The sequence below is a fragment of the Anaerotignum neopropionicum genome (assembly GCF_001571775.1).
GTDB classification, from domain to species: domain Bacteria; phylum Bacillota; class Clostridia; order Lachnospirales; family Anaerotignaceae; genus Chakrabartyella; species Chakrabartyella neopropionicum.
Genome location: NZ_LRVM01000018.1, coordinates 1 through 19,553, shown reverse-complemented (window position 1 = coordinate 19,553; position 19,553 = coordinate 1). Strand labels below are relative to the sequence as shown.

Genomic DNA, 19,553 nt, shown 5'->3' with positions numbered 1-19,553 from the left:
TTCCCATGTTGTATGTGCTAAACTATTATTAGTCATTTTGAATCCTCCTTTTGGTCTTTGATGTGGTTGGCAAACCTACATTTATTCTACCAAAGGAGGATTCGTGCTTACATCTAAAGAACAAACCCTTCCTACCACCGGCATAGCCGGTGGTTTTGTCAAGCTAAAGCGAACAATAAAAAAATCGGTCTTGAATTCTCAAAACCGATTTGTACAGCGCGAGACGAGATTCGAACTCGCGACCCTCGCCTTGGCAAGGCGATGCTCTACCACTGAGCCACTCGCGCATACACAATTGTAGTAAATATTTTACCTTATTATAGAAATATTGTCAAGCCTTCTTCGCTATTTTTAGCATTTATTTGCGCTCCCAAAATTACCATACATTTCCGCTTTCCTTCTGCAAAACGATATGATACTATATGCATGTAACAATTTTGTAACATTTACATAACATTTTGGAAATATTTACATTGTATGACTTTATACTCAAAGGAGGAAATAAAATGAAAAAATTCAGATTCGTCGCGGCTGTTTCCGCTGCAGTTCTTACCATGTCTGCTCAAGCGATGGCTGCGCCACTCACTACCAACGCAACTGCTGCTCAATTGAATTGCCAAAATATTACAGCATTAACAAATTGCAATATAACCAGCAGCCCAAGTATCCAAAGTGTACGACAGAATTGCTTGAATTCCATAGATATTGAGTCTATTTTAAGCCAACTAAACTATACTAACAAAAATGCAGGTACTATTATTACCAACCTTAATTGCAATTTAGGTAATATTTTAGAAAATGCAGGTTCTAACTGCAATGGCTCAGACTGCACTGGCACCGATTGCACTGGCACCGATTGTACTGGCACCGATTGTACTGGCTCTGATTGTACTGGCTCTGATTGTACAGATTCAACCAATTGCACTCCCGCAACAAGCACTCCCGTAACGAGCACTCCTGTTACTAGCAAGCCTGTTACAAGCACTCCCGTAACGAGCACTCCTGTTACTAGCAAACCTGTTACAAACACTCCTGGTACTAGTACTCCTGTAACTAGTACTCCTGTAATTGAAAGTCCTGCGAACAACAGCTCCAACAGCAATGGCTCTGAACAAGCAGCTTCCTCTGTTTCCGCTTATGCACAGCAAGTAGTTAATCTTGTAAATGCCGAAAGAGCAAAAGCAGGTTTAAGCCCATTACAGCTTGATCTTAAAGTTACACAAGCCGCACAGGTTCGTGCAAAAGAAATTAAAACCAGTTTTTCACATACAAGACCTGACGGCAGAAGCTGCTTTACCACCCTTGATGAAGCAGGTGCAGCTTATAGAGGTGCCGGCGAAAATATTGCTATTGGACAAAAAACACCCGAGCAGGTTATGAATGATTGGATGAATTCCCCTGGACATAAAGCAAATATTTTAAATCCCAACTTTAAGTATATTGGTGTTGGCATAGACGGTAGTGCTTGGACACAGTTGTTTACTTACTAAAATTTAATTATATTACCCCCTAGCAGGAGATAACAAGATAAATTCTTGGTATCTCCTGTTTTAGCGTAGGAAAAAGTCAAACTTTTGAGAACGTTGCCTCTAATCACCTACAAGCGTTTGGGTCATCACTTTTGCTTTGCAAAAGCCGGCTTTGCCGTCTGCCCTGTCTTGGGCAGTGAGGGGTTTTCTCTTTTAAGCAGAGAAAAAAAGCATTTGACTCTTAAGAAATTGGCATCGTCAATTTTAAAACCCACGAAAAGGGATCTGCCACGCCAATAGCCATGCTGCGATGTTCTTGTGACAAGCTTCTGCTTCTTGCCCTATGGTAATAAAAAGTAAAAAATGGCATGAACGAAATCATGCCATTTTCAGAAACGAAAATTGTTCTATTGGGCAACCCCAAGTACACCCTTTTATTTTTTTTCTTTTTTGCAGCTCTCACAATTTCCGGAGCACCCACAGCAGCCGCCTTTTTTTATGATAGAACGAACCGCCCATAACACACCAATTATAATAATCCCTAAAATAATATAATCCAAAGCATCCATAGCCTCAGCCCCTCACGCAAACAATCGTAATACTTGGTATACGCCAAACGCAACAATCCATGCAACACCACACTGCAATACCACAATGCCAAAGGCCAAAAGCCCTGAATTCAGCTCTCTCTTTACTGCCGCAATTGCCGCCACACAAGGGGTATATAATAATGTGAAAACCAGAAAGCTAATGGCTGAAATCGGGGTAAAAATCGTTGCCAAAGCAGCATTTAGCTCCGCCACGGTTGTTCCCATCAAAACGCTCATGGTGCTGATAACAGCTTCTTTTGCTGTAAGCCCTGTAATCAGGGCAGTGGGAATTCTCCAATCCGTAAAGCCTAAAGGCACAAACAGCGGTGCCAATATCCGCCCAATGGTGGCCAGCAGGCTGTCCGCACTGTCTGCCACAATGTTAAAATGACCATCAAAGCTTTGCAAAAACCAAATTATAATCGTCGCAACAAAAATAACCGTAAAGGCTTTTTGCAAGAAATCCTTGGCTTTATCCCACATCAATAATAGCACGCTTTTTAAAGAGGGAAAGCGATAATTGGGTAATTCCATTACAAAAGGAATGGGTTTTCCCTCAAAAACCGTTTTTCCAAAAATCAGCGCTACAATAATCCCGATAATGATTCCCGTTATATACAATCCAATCATAACAAAAGCTGCTTTCTTTTGAAAAAAAGCCGCAGCAAAAACCGCATAAATAGGTATTTTGGCGGAACAGCTCATAAACGGTGTCAGCATCATCGTCATTGTTCGATCACGGTTGGAAGAAAGGGTTCTGGTTGCCATAACGGCGGGTACTGTGCAGCCAAAGCCAATCAATAATGGCACAATGCTCCGTCCGGAAAGGCCGATTTTCCGAAGCAGCTTATCCATTACAAAGGCAACCCGCGCCATATACCCTGTATCCTCCAAAATAGAAAGAAAGAAAAACAATACGACAATAATGGGCAAAAAGCTTAAAACACTACCCACTCCTGCAAAAATTCCATCAATTACCAAGCTATGTACCACAGGATTGATTCCATAAACCGTAAGAGAATGGTCAACCCCTCCCGTAATTAAGTCGATCAAAGCTGTAAGCCAGTCGCTCAAAACTGCCCCAAACACATTAAATGTAAGGAAAAATATCATAAACATAATTCCTATAAAAATAGGAATGGCCAAAAGCTTATGTGTCAAATAATTATCTATTTGAACGCTTCGAATATGCTCTTTGCTCTCCTGGCATTTAATTACCGTTAAGGCACAAATCTTTTCAATAAAAGCATAACGCATATCCGCCAACGCTGCGTTTCGATCCATAGAAAGCTCTGTTTCCATTTCAATAATGCTGTGCTCAATCAATTCCCGCTCATTTTGGCTTAAATTCAGTCTATGTATAATATCATCATCATTTTCAATGACCTTCATTGCACTAAAACGCAAAGGAAGCCCGGCATTTATGGCATGATCCTCCAGCTGATGGCATACGGAATGAATACAGCGATGCACTGGCCCCTGGGGGCAAAAATCCACCCTTGCCGGCAGCCTTTTTTTCCTTGTTTCTTGCAAAGCGCAATTCAGCAGCTCATCAACTCCCTCATTTTTCACCGCACTGATGGGAATGACAGGAATGCCTAATTCCTGGGACATCTTTTCCACATTTATGGTTCCGCCATTATTGCGCACCTCGTCCATCATATTTAAAGCCAAGACCATAGGAATCCGCATTTCCAGTAGCTGCAGCGTTAAATATAAATTTCGTTCTATATTCGTTGCATCAATAATGTTTATAATTCCATCAGGTTTTTCGTTCAAAATAAAATCCCGTGTTACAATTTCTTCGCTGGTATAAGGGCGAATGGAATAAATCCCAGGTAAGTCCACAACCTTACAATCCATATGGCCTCTAATTTCGCCAACTTTTTGATCCACTGTTACACCGGGAAAATTCCCCACATGCTGATTGGAGCCTGTCAACTGATTAAACAGCGTTGTCTTTCCGCAATTTTGATTTCCAGCCAAAGCAAATATCATGTTTTTGCCCCCTCAGTCACCTGAATGCTGCGTGCATCCTCTAAGCGGATGGTAAGAGTGTAGCCTCTTAAGCGCAACTCTATGGGGTCCCCCATGGGCGCAACCTTCGTTACCATAATTTTTGTTTTAGGAATCAAACCCATATCTAAAAGCCGACAGCGCAAAACACCCTCGCCGCCTACCTGCGTAATCACTGCTTCTTTACCAATAGGTAATTCATCTAACGTCATAATCGTCCCTCTACCCTAATAAATTAATTATTGCTAACTTTTAATTCTTGTGAAAGTATAGCACATTGCCCTTCCCAGTGTCAATTTTATTGCGCAGTTAAGGCTATCAAAAAGGTAGTTGGTAAGGATTGAGAATCCCCCATCCTTTGGAAAAATAAGTTTCAGCAGATGAGCTGCCTGCAGCCCTTCCTATAAGTAATTTAAATTGAATCCTCAGTTTTATCCAAAAGAGAATAAAAGCTGTTCTCCTCATAGCCAATGACCTCTTTCATCAGCTCTTGAATGGTTTTACCCTCCTGCCTAAGCACATCCAAGGTTATGTCTATGGCAATATGATTTTCCTTTAAAATAATGACGCGATCAACAAAATTCTCAATCTCTCTAATTTCATGGGTTGTAATAAAAATCGTTTCCTCTCCCGTCAGCGTTCCCGATAAAGCCTGCATGAAGTCCTGACGGGTAAACATATCCTTCCCCACAAAGGGCTCATCCATAATGATATACGGCGTTCGCTTCGCCATCCCTGCGGCAATCTCCACCTTTGCCTTTTGTCCCTTTGACATTTTTTTCATGGGCCGTTCTTGCAGCTGAAAAAAGTCCAGCAGCATGTCAAAATAGGCCTTATCAAATGTAGGGAAAAAATCTTGTAAGAACGCCCCATAAGTCTTTGGCGTTAAATCGTTAAAGTATGTACCCGCTTCACTGATAAAAGCAATTTTCCCAGAAATTTTCTGGGGTGTTTTACCGTCAATTCTAACTTTCACATCCCCATCGGGTACCAATAACCCAGCAATCAGCTTCAAAAGGGTGGTTTTTCCGGCACCGTTTGCCCCCAAAACCGCCACAATCTGCCCCGTAGGAACGGAAAAGGTTATGTTTTCCAAAACTGTTTGATAATTTGGATAGGTAAAATATAAATCTTTTATCTCCACCATATGCTTTCCACCTTTCCGCCGATGGGCAAAACTTTTATAATCTGTCGTTGCCTTTGGGAAATAATTCCACCAAAATAGTTTTTCATAGATTCTTCCAGATATGGTGCTTTTTTGGCTATATTATAAGTAGTAAAAATCTTATACTGATCCTCATTATAGTCTGTTTCAAACCTTCCTTGATACAAAATTTTTTCTGTATCCCCATTCATCACACGAACACCAACCTGATACCTATAATGGTAAGGCAGCCATATTCCATCATAATCTTCCATAAATACATCCAAAACCAAATTGTTTCTGCATACCTTTAACAGTTCTCCGCCTTGCCCGTCCAAACACTGTAACCTTTTCAAACCTTTTTCATCCACCTGGTACATTCCGAATACCACACCATCCCAGCGCTCAGCATTCTCACTCTCCTTAAACACCTGATACGTTCTAACATAAATAGATACATCATTTTCATTCCAAGCAATGACATCCACTTCCACTTCGTCTACCTTGCCGCCCATCTCTTCTGTAAGAAAATCCTGGGCAATTATATTGCCTTGGGTATCATATATTTCAAATATTAAGCTTTCCCCCTGTGCTCTGAAAATCCCAATGGACTGATCCCCAACAGCAAACATTTCCAGCACGCGGTTATCTTGGTCCACAGGAAAAGAACAAAGAACCTCTGCATTGCCGTATTCCTCTTGCTCATATAGACTCTTTGCATTATAATATGGTTCCTCATTCATGCGCATCCCATCTTCCTTAATGCGAAAAAGGGATGTCTCACCTTTGCATTCCCGATTAGGAATTGCCATACAATAATAGGAATCCCCCATTTTTATGCTTATTGCTTCTATTTGCCAGCCAATATCATAAAAAGATTGGTGAAAAGCAGTAGTTCCGTCTTTATAATCCCCCCTTGTATAAAAATACGATCCCTCTTGATTCTGCAAAGTTATTCCCGTACGAACCCTTGCGTCACCTTTATTATCCATTTTACTTATATACAAATAAACATCCACCTTGTCTACAAAAACAGTCTCGCCCCCCATAAACTCACTGCCGCGTAAATCTATATCCTCTAAAGCTTCTTCATAGATGCCCTCCCTGTGCTGTATTTTTGCATCCTTGGAAGGTGCCGAATCTGTTGAAACAAATGGTTCTTTGCGAAATCTCTCATTAAAATAGTCATAGCTGTATTTTTCTATGCCCGTTACACCTTCTCTTTCGGCAAGAAGAAGGTTGTTGATCTGCTGTGAGTCAAGGGAATAAAACTTCGTGGAAAGCTCACCCTCCTCCAAACGAAAAATCATCCCATGGGTGCTATCTCCTGTAACGCCTTCTATAGGGAAAAGATTTAAATAGTCCCTCTGCCCCTCTATATCCTTTATGTAGAAAATTCCATTATCCTTTAATTGGCACATCATGCCCATAAAGCCCACAAAAATCAAGATGGACAAGGCCACTGCCCAAATTACTTTGTTTTTCATATCCATCCCCCCCCCTTATATATCTTTTCTCCGATTTAGTTTATAAAGTGCAACAATAAATAATACCACCCCAAGGAGTATTGCAATTGCAAAAAAATACAAGCTTTCCGGCATGATCGATTCCATAGAATAGAAAAATTCATTTTGGATAAAAACCCATACACGATAAAATGCTGCAAAAAACCCGACGAGTACCACCATAAAAAGCCCTGCCCGAACAAAAACATATTCATTATACAGTCCTGCAAAAACAATGGCTGTAGTGGACAAAAACATCCCTCCGCTTAATGCCAACGCCTGTATCCAGGAAACGGGAAAACAAGCCGATAAAAATAAACTCCTGTGAAATGCCAAAAATAAGCCATTGGTAATGGATACATCCAAATTCTTAAGGGTTATTTCCTCTGAGATATATAAAATTGCCTTTGATGCCGCATTTTCGTACATGGCTGTTGCCGGAAAATATAATATCACCATAACCGCCAACCAAATTGCAAAATATAACAAAACGCCAGCCGTGGCAGATAAAAAAAAGGCGAAAAAAACTTCCTGTCTTTTCATGGGTAATGTAAAAATAGAATACATCCCTTTACCACTGGTGTAAAACATATTTATCTGAATAAAGATTGCAACAAATAAGGAAGTCAACCCAAGAAAAAAAACAATTCCAATGCCACTGTAATCCACAATCAAATCATAGGTACGAAATTCTATGGCAATATGCTTATACATATCTCTGTTGTTTAGACTGTTGACCACCAACAGCATGATCATGGCAAGTGCTAAAGAAATTCCTACTATATATCGTTCATACTTATGAAAAAACCATTCAAACAAATAATTGCTCAGCTTCAACGTATTTTTCATTCCTTCGCCCCCTTTTCCCATTCCTGCTGAAGCAGCCCCATTACCTCATCTAGGGATAATTTATTTTCCTTCAATTTTTTTACAAACTCAGCAACAATGTCCGCCGTCATTTCCCGTTGTATATCCAGCAAAAGCTCTTCATCAAAATATAAAATACTTACGGTATTTTTCGGCGTTAAAACCAATCCCGCATCCTCTAAGGCACGAAACGCCCTTTGTGCCGTATTGGGGTTTATCTTTAGCAGTGTTGCCATTTCCCGCCTTGATGGCAGGGGCTCTCCTTTTTTGACCTTTCCTAGAAAGATTTGTCTTTTTATAAACTCATTTATTTGAGCATATACAGGCTCTGATGTATTTAAGCTCAGCTCTGAAAAATCCAACATATTGCTCCTCCTTAAATGTATTACACAAACAGTACATTCAGAGTGTATTATATATATAATACACTCTCGTGTCAATACAAAAAACAAAATTTTCCAATTCAGTTCCAAAAAAAACCCGCATTGCAAAAAATGCAATACGGGCTCTTGTGCTAAGCTTATTTTTTTCTAACACGTATAGAATCTATTCAACCGTAACTGATTTTGCCAAATTTCTTGGCTTATCCACATCACACCCACGTTCCACAGCAGTATAGTATGCAAAAAGCTGCATGGGTAAAACATTAAAAGAGCTTGTAAAAATATCCGCTACCTTTGGCAAATAAATCACTTCATCCGCCACCGCTTCCATATCTTTACCACCCTTGGTTGTAATGGCGATTACGTTGGCACCTCTTGCCTTTACTTCCTTTACATTGCTTACCAGCTTTTCAAACAATCTTTCCTGGGTTGCAATAGCAATCACCAAGGTACCCTCCTCAATCAGAGAAATGGTACCATGCTTTAACTCTCCTGCTGCATAGGCTTCACTATGAATATAGGAGATTTCCTTCAGTTTTAAAGAAGCCTCCATGGCAGCGGCATAATCCAATCCACGGCCAATAATAAATACATCCTCGCAATGGGCATATCTTTTTGCAAGCTCCGCCATTTTTCCATCCAGTTTTAAGATATCCTCTGTCTTTTGTGGAAGCAAGCGCAGCTCTCGCAAATATTCCTGAAAACGCATCTCATCAACGCTGCCACGCACCTTTGCAAAATAAAGCGCCACCAAATACAGCATAGACAGCTGGGTTGTATAGCCCTTTGTAGTTGCAACGGCAATTTCAGGACCTGCCCAGGTGTAAAGCACATCGTCGCTCTCCCTTGCGATGGAACTGCCCACCACATTGACAATGGAAAGTACCTTCACACCCTGTTTTTTGGCTTCTCTTAGTGCCGCCAAAGTATCCGCTGTTTCTCCGGACTGGCTGATGATAATGCAAAGATCATTTTTACTCAAAATGGGGTTTCTGTAACGGAATTCCGAAGCAATATCCACCTCGACGGGAATTCGGTTTATCTCCTCCATAACATATCTGCCCACAATTCCTGCATGCCATGCACTTCCGCAGGCAACAATATGAATGCGGTTAAAATTCTTAATTTCTTCCTCAGTCAAGGAAAGCGCCTCCAAGGAAATTCCTCTTTCTGTTAATCTGGGGAATACGGTTTTTTTCAACGCCTGGGGCTGCTCCATAATTTCCTTCATCATGAAATAGTCATAGCCGCCTTTTTCCGCCGCATCAATATCCCATGTTACATGGAAAACATCCTTATGAATTTGATTTCCATCCAAATCATAAAGGGTAACCCCTTCTTTTTTCAAAAATACAATCTCATTTTCATTCAATAAATAATAGTCCCTTGTATACTCCAGCAATGCAGGAATATCCGAAGCAATATAATTGCCATCATGGCCTAAGCCCACCAAAAGTGGACTATCCTTGCGTACAGCAACCAAACTATCCGGGTGATCGTTGCACATGATTGCCAATGCATAGGCACCACGAATTTTACCGATTACCCGTCGCAGCGTACCAACGGCATCACCGTCATAATAAAAATCAAACAGCTGCGCAACCACCTCGGTATCCGTTTCAGATGCAAAACGGTAGCCCTTTTCCTCTAAAAAAGCCTTCAGATCCATATAATTTTCAATAATCCCGTTATGAACCACTGAAATTTTTCCACTCTGGCTATTGTGAGGATGGCTGTTTCGATCACTGGGTGCACCATGGGTAGCCCATCTGGTATGGCCAATGCCGATATGGGAGGATACTACACCCTCTCCATGGATTTTATCAGAGAGCATAGACAGCCTGCCTTTTGATTTGATTGTACAAATGCCATCGTTGTATACAGAAATTCCGGCCGAATCATAGCCACGGTACTCCAATTTGGCAAGTCCGTTCATTAAAACGGGTACCGCCTCCTCGTTACCGATATATCCAACAATTCCACACATAATTTAATTTCTCCTTTATTCTTTTATTCGTCCGTTGCCTTTCCCTTTGTCAGAAGAATTACCTTCTCCTATTTGTAGAAAGACCTGCGTCCCTGAACGAATGGGCGAGAAGCATCCGCCGAAAAATTCGATCACTTCTACCTCGTCAACCGCCCTATCTGCGGTTCTGGCGCTTCATTTTTCAAACCATCCTTTCCTCTGTATTGACCCATAGGCGGCCACGATTTTGTCACGGCCTTTTCTTTCCACCACTCCTGACAATATCGTTTTAACAGTATAGCATTTTTTTTCAAAAGGGTAAAGCGTTTCTCTTTATCCTATTACATTTGTATGAATATTAGAAAAAAGTGCTGAAAAATTTATAATTATGAAAGATTTTCGTTATCTTTCGTTTATAAAATAGGCATATACTATTATATAATAATTATGTCACCAGCCTTTAAGGAGGATTGTATATGAAAAAGTACATACTATATTTTATTACGACACTATTACTTTTAGGTACAACCGCTTGCAGTAAGAAATCGGTCAGCTCTGCCGCCCAAGAAGCCCAAGCTGCCCAGGTAGGTCTTGCGGATATCGCCTCCATGCAGGAGCCCATTGATTCTTTGCTGCGGTGTATTTTGGAAAACAATATTCCCTACGACCCCACCGACCCAAATTTTTTCTGGACAGCCCTATATTATTTCTTAGAAAGTTATGGGGAGGAAAATCCTTTAGTTACAACGACGGAGGATGGAAAAATAAAGGTTCCCAAAAAAGTAGCCCAAGAGTATGCCATTGCCCTCTTTGCAAACTATGATGCCCTGTTGCCTTTGCCCCAATCCCTCTCCAATTTTATCACTTATGATGGAAATTTGGAAACCTATTTGATAACGCCTGGGGAGGGCAGTCTTTCTGAAACCGTTTTATCCAATTATAAGGAAGAAGAAAACAGCCATACCATTACAGCAAAGCTCATCTCCACCTTGGAGAACAAAGCACTTTTGGGCGAATGCACCATTACTCTGCAAAAAAATGTGTTTGCAGACGGCATTGAAGACCCCAGATATTTTTACAGTGTGGCAGAAATAACCCCAGTAAGCGGTTTCCCCTCCCCACCACAAAATGCATCTGCCGTTTTCAACGGTTTGGCCGATAATCATACCGTGGAAGTAACCCACCAGGACGGTACAATCCAAGCCTACCAGTTTTACGACGAAACCGTATCCAAAAAGCTTCACACCCTAAACGAAGGAAGCGCCTTCTCCTTCTCCTACACCAGCAACGATAGTACAGGCACAAACACAATACTTGAAATAAACTAGCCTTAAAAGGTATCCATTACAACGGATACCTTTTTCGTGTTTTTCTAAAATTTTCCTTTTGTTGCGCTACTTTTCAAACTATGCTAAAGTAAAAAAATAAAACGCTTGAAAGGAGAACACCATGGATTTAACTTTTCGTTATGCAAACAGAGGCGATGCCTCTTTAATATTACATTTTATTCGAGAATTGGCGGACTATGAAAAAATGCTGGAAGAAGTCGTTGCAACAAAACAACTTCTTGAAGAATGGATTTTTGAACAAAAAAAGGCGGAGGTTCTCTTTGCAATGGTTGGTGGCAAAGAGATCGGTTTTGCTCTGTTTTTTCATAATTTTTCAACTTTTTTAGGAAAATCAGGAATTTACCTTGAAGATTTATATGTAAAGCAAGAATATAGAGGCCAAGGCTTTGGAAAAAGGATTTTACAAGAATTGGCAAGCATCGCCTTGGAGCGTAACTGCGGTCGTTTAGAATGGTGGTGTCTGGATTGGAATCAACCCAGCATAGATTTTTACTTATCCATAGGCGCAGAGCCCATGAAGGATTGGACGGTTTATCGCCTTACAGGAGAAACGCTGAAAAATCTAGCCTTAAAATAAGAAAAGTTTGCGAAGCGATGCTTTTTTCAAATGAAGTCTACAGCATGCCCTTTTCTCATCCCAGGAAAATAGGAAGTTTCAAGACCCTTGGTCACAGGAACTCATTTTTTTGTCCTTTGTCAACTGGAAAAAAGATTTTTTATTCACATATCACCAAAAAAGCGCAAAAGATAAGAATCCCTTATCCTTTGCGCTTTTTTTAAACCAAACCTTTTGAGACTTACTTGTCATACGCCTAAAAAAAATTCATTTTAAGTTTTTCTGAAATATTTTTTCCGCCGCTAAAATTCCGTCCACAGCGGCAGAAATAATGCCCCCTGCATAGCCGGCACCTTCCCCTGTGGGATAAAGCCCCTTTGCCCACAGACTTTCTCCATGGTCGTTACGCAAAATACGAACAGGGGAGGAACTTCTGCTTTCCACTGCCGTCAAAACGGCATCTTCTCTGTCAAAGCCCTTCAATTTCTTCCCCATTTCAGGGATTGCCTCCCCCAGGGCCTCTGTCATAAACGGAGGGAAAATTTTGGATAAATCGGCTTCTTTTGTTCTTGGTCGATAGGTGGGGCACACCCTTGGGCTTTCCTTTGATATTCCCAAAAACCCCCCCACGCTTTGTATGGGCGCAGTATAGCTTCCGCCACCCAAAGCAAAGGCTTTTTCCTCCAAATCCCGTTGAAAATACATTCCCGCCAGGGGATGGTCTGAGCCAAAATCCATAGGAAACACCTGCACTAGCAAGGCAGAATTGGCATTTTCCCCATCCCTAGCACGCTCGCTCATTCCATTTACTGCCAAGCGGCCTTCTTCGGAAGCCGCCGCCACCACATATCCCCCAGGGCACATACAAAATGTATATACACCCCTTCCTTTTTTTGTGGTATAGGTCAAGCGATAGTCACCAGGGGGAAGCTTTTCCGCTGCATCACCATATTGGGCAATATCTATCATTTTCTGGGGATGCTCAATGCGTACTCCCATGGCAAAAGGTTTTTGCTCCAGTAAAACACCCTTTTGATACAGCATTTCAAAGGTATCCCTTGCACTATGCCCAATTGCCAAAACCACGTCATTGGTCTGTATTTTTTCTCCATCGGCAAGGACAACGCCTTCTACTCCACCATCTTTCACCAAAATATCCGTAACCTTTGCAAAAAAACGAACTTCGCCCCCAAGGGAGCCAATCTTTTCCCGAATCCCTTGTACAACACCTTGCAATAAATCCGTCCCAATATGGGGCTTAGCATCATATAAAATATCCTCCGGTGCGCCTGCCTCCACCATTTCCTCCAAAACTTTGCGGCAGCGAGGGTCTTTAATGCGTGTGGTCAGCTTTCCATCAGAAAAGGTGCCTGCGCCACCCTCACCAAACTGCACATTATTTTCCGTATCCAGCCGTCCTTCCTCCCAAAAAAGAGAAACGGCTTTTTTGCGGCTTTCCACATCTCCCCCACGCTCTAAAACAATGGGTTTTAGCCCCATTTGAGCCAAAAGCAAGGCGGCAAACATTCCGCCTGGGCCAAAGCCAACCACCACAGGGCGTTTTTTGCATTCCGCCCTTCCCTGGGGAAAAGCATAGGATAAATCAGGAGTTATGGAAATATTGTTTCCTTTTACCTTTGCCATTACCTTTTTTTCATTGCCAACCTCTACATCAACAACATAAACGCTGAGGATTTGATCTTTTTTTCTGGCATCCAAGGAACGGCGGAAAATCTGCATTTCAAGAATCTCCTCAACGTAAATTCCAAGGGCTTTTGCCGCCTTTTTTTTGAGCTGTTCCTCCGTTCCATGCACAGGCATCTTTAAATCAGTAATCCGAATCATTTTCCTCACGCCCCTCTCCATAAAAAACTTCTCGTAATACAAGGCCCTTTGCCGGGGCGGTAAATCCTGCCTTTTCTCTATCCAACGCCGCTAAAATAGCAGAGATTTCTTCTGGCTGACGCTTCCCTTCGCCTACTTCAATCAGCGTTCCCGTCAGTATTCTTACCATTTGATACAAAAATCCGTTTCCATGATACGAAATTGTTATCTTATCCTCCGTACACAAAAATTGAATCTCATAAATTTTGCGTACAGTGGATTTTTTCATGCGCTTATTAGCACAAAAGCTTTTAAAATCATGCTCTCCAAGAAAGGCTTGGGAAGCCTCCTTCATTTTTTCCAAATGCAAAGGTTTTTCGCACCAAAAAACATACTTTCTTTCAAATACCGGCGGCTTTTTGCTGTTCCAAATGGTATACTCATAGATTTTTCCTTTTGCGCTTAATCTGCTGTGAAACCTTGGAGAAACCGATTCTAACGAAAGCACTGCCATATCCTCAGGTAGTTTTTCGTTGATACAGTCCATAAGCTTCTCTGCCGTGCCCTCCCAGTTCATATGGAAATTGGCAACCTGCCCATAGGCATGGGTTCCAGCATCTGTTCGGCCCGAGCCGTAAACCTCAATAGGGCATCCTGCCAAAGCAGAAACGATGCCCTCCAATTTTTCTTGTATAGTATTGTCTGTGTTGCCTTGTTTTTGCCAGCCGTTATATCGGCCGCCATCATAGGCAAGAAGCATTTTATAATTTCTCATCATAGCACTTGTTGAATCCCATTCAAAATTTTTGGAACAAATTGCTTCTTTCTGGAAACCATGCCAGGAAGGAAGATCCAGTTATCCTCTATTGTGCCACAAAAAGCTGCATCTACTACATCTTTTGCTTTTTCCCCCACAAAAACCAATTCTGAGGACTCCGTTAAAATATTCGTCAACAGGAAAAATAATATGTCACAACTGCCCTTGATGGATTCCATATAAGCCGCTATTTTCGGGCGCAGCTGGGTTAGCTCCTCTTGATCCAAAGAGGAAATCTGTCCAACGCCAAAGGTTAAGCCACTGCCGCTGAATTTTTTGAAGTCTTGATAAAAAATTTCCTGCGGCACCTTATCTCCCAAGGAGCTACCAGCACGAAACATTTTTTCCGCATATTCCTGAATTTCAATTCCAGCAAGCCTTGCTGTAGCTTCTGCCGCCACCTTGTCCTTTTGCGTACAGGTGGGGGAACGGAACACCAGCGTATCCGACAATATGGCGGAGCACAATAACCCTGCAATTTCCTTTGTAATTTCAATGCCGTTTTCCAGATACATTCCGTAAATAATGGTAGCTGTGCAGCCTACAGGCTGATTGCGGAAATATACAGGCATGGCTGTTTCCAAGCTGCCTAGACGATGATGGTCAATAATTTCCATGATTTCCGCCTCATCAATGCCGTCTACCGCTTGGGCTTTTTCATTATGGTCAACCAAAATAATTTTTTTCTTTTCCATGTCCAATAAAGACCGCCTGGAAAGCATTCCCCGATAATTCCCGTCGTGATCCAAAACGGGAAAATCTCTGTGTCTGATTTTGGATAAAACGGCTTTTATGTCGGATACAAAATCATCCTTTTGGAAGGAAACCAGCCCTTCCTTGCGCATAAAATAGCCCACAGGCGTGCTCTGGCTCATAAGTCTTGCCGTCATATAAGTATCGTGAGGGGTGCTGATAATCTTGCAGTTGTTTTCCATTGCCAGCTTTTGAATGGTTTTAGAAACAGGCGCACCCATACAAACCACAATACACCCTGCATTCATTTCAATGCCGCAAAGCTGACTTTCAAAGCGGTTTCCCGTAATTACAATGTCCCCTTCGTCCACATAGGATTCCAATAAATCTGGATTTGCCGCACCGATTAAAATTTTTCCCTTTGTTACAATATCATTTTCATCCCCAACAATCATTTTGCCATCGATGGTTTCCAGAATGTTTGTGTAGCTGGTGTGGGACATGGCAAGAATATGGGTTTCATATACGTCCATATTTGCCGTAGCAATATCCTTAACAGAAATAATCCCCTCAAGCTTTCCATCCTGCACAACAGGCATGGTAGCATCCCCTAAATCACGCATGGTATTCCATGCCTTTTTCAAGGAAAAATCTCTGCTGATGGGCGGCGTTGATTTTATCGTAACATCACTTACTTGCGTGCCCACATGCCCGATAAATTCGGGCATATTCACACCAAAATATTCTAAAACAAACTTTGTTTCATTGTTAATTTCTCCTGCTCTTTTTGCTGCAAAATTACCTTCATTCAATTTGTTCTTTAATTGCGCATAGGCTATGGCAGAACAAATGGAATCGGTATCAGGGTTTTTATGCCCAATTACAAAAATAGTTTTTTCCTTTTGCATATATTTGAACCTCCCAAGGAAAAATGAATTCTCTATCTAAATGTATCTTCACATTCTCCGCCTTAAAGGGCGGAATCTTCTAAAAATCCGAAAAAAGACGGTAAAAATCCTTTCGGCTACGGATGAATTTAGTATAGCCGTAAATCTTTTTACCGTCAACATTTTTTGTTTGCATACTCCCTATTTCATCAAAGCATATAAATAGTATTTCATTTATTCAACAACCTGATTTCCTCCTGATACCAAATGTAGGACATAATAATCGGCAATATTACAATGGCAGTAACTAATATCCCTACGACAAAGGGCATCATTGCAATCGGTGCAAAAACTGCACCCACTACCATGAAAAATCCACCAAAAAAGAATAGCTTTCCCCCTAATCTCTGGGTTTTATTCCAAACGGCTTCACTGCTTAAGGCCCAAGGCGTTTTTATCCCCGTAAAAAAATTAGATTTTATCTTTGGCATTATGTTTCCAAGGAAAACGAACAGCAGCCCAACGCCGCCACTTACAACCCTGGCCACAGAAATTTTCCCAGGATAAAGGCACTCAGATATTGTAATTGCCATGATTACAGCCAAAAAAACCTCTATCAACAAAATAATATTTTCATAAACAGAGTAAAACTTTGCATAGTTGTCTTTTCTTGGGTCAATTTTTGCCATAATGGGCATAAAAATACCTATGAGTATGTTTATACCGGCAATAAAAAGTAATTGCCATTTTCCGCCGTAACGTGATACCCCTTCCGATCCCCATTGCATTGGCACCAAATCCGGCAGCTTTTGATAAAACAACGCTACCATAACGATAGGTAATACTGCAAAAAAATAAATTGCAATTTTCTTTTTACTCATTCTGATCCCCTCCGGTAAAAGCAGTAATCCAGCTTAAAATTTCTTGAAATACGGTCATATTTAACTCATAATAAATAAACTTCCCCTTTTTCTCATCTATAATCAGCCCTGCACTTTTTAATACTGATAAATGATGAGAAATCGTTGCACCTGTTGCCTCAAAGTGCTGCCCAATCTCCCCTGCGGTTTTCGCACCGGATTTTAGTAAATCAAGAATTTCTCGGCGAGAGGGGTCACTGATTGCTTTTAATGTTTGTTGTATGCTCAACTTATCACCTACTTTATTTAGATATTCATCTAAATGAATTATATCATAGTTAAGATTCTTCGTCAATAACATTTAGATAAACATCTAAATATTATTATGGTTTTTATTCCTTATTTTGCCGCTTTTTCATAAAAAGTACCGCAAGGCTAAGGCTCCTGCGGCAGTAATAAATGATTTTTAGTTTTAAATTTCATTCATCCATTGTTCCGGATGATTCATCCCCTCTTGCAGCTCCTCAAAAAGCTCCTTCAGGTGATAACCATCCGTTGTTGCATGATGCACTGTAACAGATAGGGGCATAAGAATTTTCCCCTCTGCTTCAACAAATTTTCCGGCTTCAAAGCTGGGGAAATAATAGTCCTTCATCCCATGGTTATGCAGAGAAAAGCTTTGAAACGTAAACCACGGAATACAGGAAATAACGTATGAATTTGGCAACGGCATTCCCTTGGCGGATAAAATCCCATGGCTATCTCCATACTCCTTAGTATCTTTCATGTAATTTTCGTAAAATACAGGAAACCTATCATGATATTCCGTCCACAGCAATGAGGTTGTTTTATCGTTCTCATGAAATTGAGGATAAGCCGGCGTTAATTGCTGCCAATGCCCCAAAATGCCATCCCTTACCCCTACGCGAAGCTCTTGAATTCCCTGAATCGCCCTTGTTACAAGCCATAAATATGCCGGAAAAAACTTTAAATCCTTTCGTTTTAATTCCTTTCTTAAAACAGTAACATCCAGTCTTACATCAACTGTATAGCTGGTAGGCGCCATCTGGGTATAATAATAAAAAATTTGTGCCCTAGGCCACGTTTCCATAGAAATCGGAACAAAAAGTTCAGCCTCTGTCATATTTTATTCACCCACAATCCATGCTTACTGCATCCAAAATAAAGCTTGCCGGCGCGAAGCCTTGGAATACGCACCTCACCACCCTGCTCAGGATAAAGCTTCACAAAGAGAACTTTATCATATGTCACATAAGCAACGAAGGAAATATAATGCTCCTTCTTCATTTCATGGGAAAAAGTGATATAAAAATCATTCTCAATAAATTCAACATTTAATATGTGTTCATCATCCATAGGCTTAGGCACCAAGGGCGACAGTTTACGTCCACAGCAGGAAACCTCCCCTTCACTCGTTGCCGTAATTACGTTCCCGCAATTAGGACACATATAAAATTTAATCTTTTTCATATTTCCTCCATCCATATTGTTCGGTTCCAAATCTCCCAACAATATCTTTTCAATATTCACATTTAATGCTTCAGATAATTCGTGCAGTAACGATACATCTGGGCAACCTAGGCCTCGCTCCCACTTCGAAATGGTTTTATCACTTATATTCATGCACTTCGCAAGCTGTCTTTGGGTCATTCCCTTTTCCTTGCGCAAGGCAAGAATTAATTTACCTACTTTATTGCAATCCACCACCGTCACCTCCATACACTTATTATAAGCGAATACTCCTGCTAATCCAATCCACGCTCCGTAGAGTTCTTATTAATTTTCTTCATAAAAAACGACAAGCCCTCCTCCGAAAGCTTGTCATTGCATTTTAAGGCGCCACCCGGATTTGAACCGGGGGTAGAGGTGTTGCAGACCTTTGCCTTACCACTTGGCTATGGCGCCATATATATAATAAGATTATAGTATTTTAAATTTTAAACGTCAATACCCTTTTTAACATCCTTTTTTGACAAGGTTTTTATTTTGTTTTAAATTGCATAGAAAAAAAAATTTCAAGTTCATTCCCGCGTTTCTTTGACAAACATAATTCATCCAAAAGCATAATTTTTCCCTAAATTTTTTGTTCATACTAATTCTATTATTTATTTTAGAAATTATACCTATAAAATAAAAAACGCCCTAAATCAGCAAATGCTCATTCAAGACGTATCCTTTGCAAGGCGCCACCCGGATTTGAACCGGGGGTAGAGGTGTTGCAGACCTTTGCCTTACCACTTGGCTATGGCGCCATATATGATCCGTGCGGGATTCGAACCCGCGTTACCGCCGTGAAAGGGCGGTGTCTTAACCCCTTGACCAACGGACCATAATACTCCCCGTGTTGGATTCGAACCAACGACCCTCCGGTTAACAGCCGGATGCTCTACCGCTGAGCTAACGAGGATTATTGCAAAAGACCTAGGGTACAAAAGCATCCTTTGAAAAAGAATGCTATCCCTTGTTTGATCAAGTTGCAAAAAAAATTGAATTCTGGCAACCATCTACTTTCCCAGGCAGCTACCCACCAAGTATCATCGACCGCTTAGGTCTTAACCGACGTGTTCGGAATGGGAACGGGTGTGTCCCCTAAGCGCATCGTCACC

General features: G+C 41.1%; 16 protein-coding genes, 5 tRNA genes, 1 rRNA gene and 1 pseudogene. 3 read left to right on the top strand and 20 right to left on the bottom strand.

Annotation, left to right across the window (positions count from 1 at the left end):
• Nucleotides 1-215: 215 nt before the first annotated feature.
• A tRNA-Gly gene (locus CLNEO_RS14965) sits at nucleotides 216-287 on the bottom strand.
• 219 nt (nucleotides 288-506) lie between these two features.
• On the opposite strand from CLNEO_RS14965, the gene CLNEO_RS14960 reads away from it, so the two are divergent.
• A complete protein-coding gene (locus CLNEO_RS14960) occupies nucleotides 507-1,490 on the top strand; it encodes a CAP domain-containing protein (RefSeq protein ID WP_066091035.1) in 984 nt (327 codons plus the stop codon).
• 413 nt (nucleotides 1,491-1,903) lie between these two features.
• Here CLNEO_RS14960 and CLNEO_RS15535 read toward each other — a convergent pair whose 3' ends face one another.
• The 7 genes and pseudogenes from CLNEO_RS15535 to glmS all read right to left on the bottom strand — a co-directional run bounded on the left by CLNEO_RS15535 (nucleotide 1,904) and on the right by glmS (nucleotide 9,961).
• On the bottom strand, nucleotides 1,904-2,038 hold the full coding sequence (locus tag CLNEO_RS15535; RefSeq protein ID WP_083532066.1) for a FeoB-associated Cys-rich membrane protein: 135 nt from the start codon (nucleotides 2,036-2,038) through the stop codon (nucleotides 1,904-1,906).
• Nucleotides 2,039-2,050: 12 nt separating this feature from the next.
• Nucleotides 2,051-4,287: pseudogene (gene feoB / locus CLNEO_RS14950) on the bottom strand (ferrous iron transport protein B).
• 200 nt (nucleotides 4,288-4,487) lie between these two features.
• Nucleotides 4,488-5,222: an ATP-binding cassette domain-containing protein gene (locus tag CLNEO_RS14940; RefSeq protein WP_066091022.1), complete on the bottom strand. Its 735-nt coding sequence runs from the start codon at nucleotides 5,220-5,222 to the stop codon at nucleotides 4,488-4,490.
• Entirely contained in the window at nucleotides 5,210-6,706 is a 1,497-nt protein-coding gene (locus CLNEO_RS14935; RefSeq protein ID WP_157723612.1) for a hypothetical protein, read from the bottom strand. The genes CLNEO_RS14940 and CLNEO_RS14935 overlap by 13 nt, the downstream gene beginning before the upstream one ends.
• A 15-nt stretch (nucleotides 6,707-6,721) precedes the next feature.
• On the bottom strand, nucleotides 6,722-7,573 hold the full coding sequence (locus CLNEO_RS14930; RefSeq protein WP_066091016.1) for a hypothetical protein: 852 nt from the start codon (nucleotides 7,571-7,573) through the stop codon (nucleotides 6,722-6,724).
• Complete coding sequence (locus CLNEO_RS14925) at nucleotides 7,570-7,956, bottom strand: GntR family transcriptional regulator (protein WP_066091013.1); 387 nt, start codon at nucleotides 7,954-7,956, stop codon at nucleotides 7,570-7,572. Before CLNEO_RS14925 ends, CLNEO_RS14930 begins: the two co-directional genes overlap by 4 nt.
• A 181-nt stretch (nucleotides 7,957-8,137) precedes the next feature.
• Nucleotides 8,138-9,961 carry a glutamine--fructose-6-phosphate transaminase (isomerizing) gene (glmS, locus tag CLNEO_RS14920; RefSeq protein ID WP_066091010.1) on the bottom strand — a complete coding sequence of 608 codons (1,824 nt, stop codon included), beginning with the start codon at nucleotides 9,959-9,961 and terminating at the stop codon, nucleotides 8,138-8,140.
• Nucleotides 9,962-10,416: 455 nt separating this feature from the next.
• Here glmS and CLNEO_RS14915 point away from each other — a divergent pair, with 455 nt between their 5' ends.
• Both CLNEO_RS14915 and CLNEO_RS14910 read left to right on the top strand, forming a co-directional pair.
• On the top strand, nucleotides 10,417-11,268 hold the full coding sequence (locus tag CLNEO_RS14915; protein WP_066091006.1) for a hypothetical protein: 852 nt from the start codon (nucleotides 10,417-10,419) through the stop codon (nucleotides 11,266-11,268).
• A gap of 121 nt (nucleotides 11,269-11,389) precedes the next feature.
• Nucleotides 11,390-11,866 (top strand): GNAT family N-acetyltransferase, encoded by a 477-nt coding sequence (locus CLNEO_RS14910; protein WP_066091003.1) that lies wholly within the window; start codon nucleotides 11,390-11,392, stop codon nucleotides 11,864-11,866.
• A 246-nt stretch (nucleotides 11,867-12,112) separates the two neighbouring features.
• Here CLNEO_RS14910 and CLNEO_RS14905 read toward each other — a convergent pair whose 3' ends face one another.
• From CLNEO_RS14905 to rrf, 12 genes are all read right to left on the bottom strand, one after another.
• Nucleotides 12,113-13,690, bottom strand: a complete 1,578-nt coding sequence (locus CLNEO_RS14905) for an NAD(P)/FAD-dependent oxidoreductase (RefSeq protein ID WP_066091000.1) — start codon at nucleotides 13,688-13,690, stop codon at nucleotides 12,113-12,115.
• Nucleotides 13,674-14,444 (bottom strand): tRNA pseudouridine(38-40) synthase TruA, encoded by a 771-nt coding sequence (truA, locus tag CLNEO_RS14900; RefSeq protein ID WP_083532067.1) that lies wholly within the window; start codon nucleotides 14,442-14,444, stop codon nucleotides 13,674-13,676. The genes CLNEO_RS14905 and truA overlap by 17 nt, the downstream gene beginning before the upstream one ends.
• A complete protein-coding gene (locus tag CLNEO_RS14895) occupies nucleotides 14,444-16,087 on the bottom strand; it encodes a putative manganese-dependent inorganic diphosphatase (RefSeq protein WP_066090994.1) in 1,644 nt (547 codons plus the stop codon). The genes truA and CLNEO_RS14895 overlap by 1 nt, the downstream gene beginning before the upstream one ends.
• A 209-nt stretch (nucleotides 16,088-16,296) precedes the next feature.
• Entirely contained in the window at nucleotides 16,297-16,947 is a 651-nt protein-coding gene (locus CLNEO_RS14890; RefSeq protein ID WP_066090991.1) for an SdpI family protein, read from the bottom strand.
• A complete protein-coding gene (locus CLNEO_RS14885; RefSeq protein ID WP_066090987.1) occupies nucleotides 16,940-17,215 on the bottom strand; it encodes an autorepressor SdpR family transcription factor in 276 nt (91 codons plus the stop codon). Before CLNEO_RS14885 ends, CLNEO_RS14890 begins: the two co-directional genes overlap by 8 nt.
• Before the next feature lie 183 nt (nucleotides 17,216-17,398).
• Nucleotides 17,399-18,070: a CatA-like O-acetyltransferase gene (locus CLNEO_RS14880; protein WP_066090984.1), complete on the bottom strand. Its 672-nt coding sequence runs from the start codon at nucleotides 18,068-18,070 to the stop codon at nucleotides 17,399-17,401.
• Nucleotides 18,067-18,651: a helix-turn-helix domain-containing protein gene (locus CLNEO_RS14875; protein ID WP_066091037.1), complete on the bottom strand. Its 585-nt coding sequence runs from the start codon at nucleotides 18,649-18,651 to the stop codon at nucleotides 18,067-18,069. The genes CLNEO_RS14880 and CLNEO_RS14875 overlap by 4 nt, the downstream gene beginning before the upstream one ends.
• A 130-nt stretch (nucleotides 18,652-18,781) precedes the next feature.
• Nucleotides 18,782-18,852: transfer RNA gene (locus CLNEO_RS14870), tRNA-Cys, on the bottom strand.
• Between the two features lie 276 nt (nucleotides 18,853-19,128).
• A tRNA-Cys gene (locus CLNEO_RS14865) sits at nucleotides 19,129-19,199 on the bottom strand.
• A gap of 5 nt (nucleotides 19,200-19,204) precedes the next feature.
• Nucleotides 19,205-19,276, bottom strand: a tRNA-Glu gene (locus CLNEO_RS14860).
• Between the two features lie 6 nt (nucleotides 19,277-19,282).
• A tRNA-Asn gene (locus CLNEO_RS14855) sits at nucleotides 19,283-19,354 on the bottom strand.
• A gap of 84 nt (nucleotides 19,355-19,438) precedes the next feature.
• Nucleotides 19,439-19,553: ribosomal RNA gene (gene rrf, locus CLNEO_RS14850) — 5S ribosomal RNA — on the bottom strand; the annotation flags it as partial.